This is a genomic window from Glutamicibacter sp. AOP38-B1-38 (genome assembly GCF_052377485.1).
In the GTDB taxonomy this organism is placed as follows: Bacteria; Actinomycetota; Actinomycetes; order Actinomycetales; family Micrococcaceae; genus Glutamicibacter.
The window spans coordinates 1-1,260 of sequence record NZ_JBQSWU010000082.1 but is presented as its reverse complement, the minus strand read 5'-3'; the positions used below and the strand labels follow the sequence as shown (position 1 = coordinate 1,260).

2 protein-coding genes are annotated in these 1,260 nt (G+C 52.8%); both read left to right on the top strand.

The annotated features are described in order from the left end of the window. Positions 1–293, top strand: a 293-nt coding sequence (locus tag ACT3TP_RS18680) for a PDDEXK nuclease domain-containing protein (RefSeq protein ID WP_444621284.1), incomplete at its 5' end; no start/stop codon positions are given. 279 nt (positions 294–572) lie between these two features. Continuing rightward, the gene (locus ACT3TP_RS18675) at positions 573–1,088 is read left to right on the top strand and encodes a DUF805 domain-containing protein (protein WP_444614414.1); all 516 of its coding nucleotides are present in this window, start codon (positions 573–575) and stop codon (positions 1,086–1,088) included. Positions 1,089–1,260: the final 172 nt, after the last annotated feature.

Here is a 1,260-nt window from a genome sequence, read left to right as displayed (position 1 = left end):
TTGAGCTGAAGGCTGGGAAGTTCAGGCCTGAGCATCTGGGGCAGTTGAATTTCTATGTCGCTGCGGTTAATGACATGTTGAGGCTTCCCCGTCAGGCTCCTACGGTGGGGATCTTAGTTTGTGGGTCTAAGAACGATCGGACGGTGCGGTATGCCTTGGAGGGTTCGACACAGCCGCTAGCGGTTTCTTCTTACACGTATGATGCGTTGCCTCAGGAGGAGAAGACGTCTTTGCCGTCTCCTGAAGCGATTGCGGCTGCGTTGGAGGCCGAAGGAGGTCTGGCAGGCGAATAGCATTGATGCTGCCGTGGATCCAAGTAATTGGTCAGATGGCATATTGATTGATATGACCTTCTGAGCTGCCAGGCTTCGAGAATGTCGCTGGGATGAATCTTGTCCCTGAGATTTGGCGAATTCTGGGAGTGATGCCAAGCGGCGTCACCATGCACGGTACCGGGTTAATTTATTGGTGAATGTGGATTCCTAGATGTCGAGTGTTCTCTGGGGCCGTGAAGTTTCGGTTGAAATAACAGTATGATGTTGAATGATCAATCCACTGGAGGAAGCTGCCTTATGTCTGACCCTGTTTACCCGCCGAATAATCCTTATGCGACGTCTGAGACTGAAAGTCTGAGCTTACCGTTGTACGGAGCGTCTTTTGGCGAAGCCGTCAAACGGTTCTTCAAGAAGTACGCGACTTTCAGTGGCCGTGCGAGTTTGAGTGAGTACTGGTGGGTGGCGTTGTTCAATTTCATCGTCGGTTTTGTGGCTGTGATCGCGATGTTCATGAGCGGTGCACTTGCTATTGAGCCTGGCGCCGTTGAGGTCCCTACGGAGGCTGTCGTGGTGGAGTGGATAGTGAACATCTATGGTTTGGCGACGCTGATCCCGAATATTTCGATCGCGGTGCGTCGTTTACATGATGCCAACTTCAGTGGCTGGTTGTATCTGTTAGCGCTTGTGCCGATCTTGGGTACCTTGGCGCTTTTGATTTTGACATTGATGCCAGCCAACCCGGTAGGTACACGTTTCGACAAACGGGAGTTGTGGCCGGGGTCTGAGGAAGATCGGTACGGAAATTCACGCTAACGACATCCCGGTGTCGATCCTGGCGTGGATAGGGCTCGCGAAAAAGCGAAATGCCCGACGCAAAGCTTTCGCAGTGTGGGGCAACGGATGAGAGCCGCACGTCATCTTTCGGTGGTGGCAGGAAGAGGTCACGGAGTGATTGTGCCGGTTTTCTTGCGTTGGTCGCGTTCAA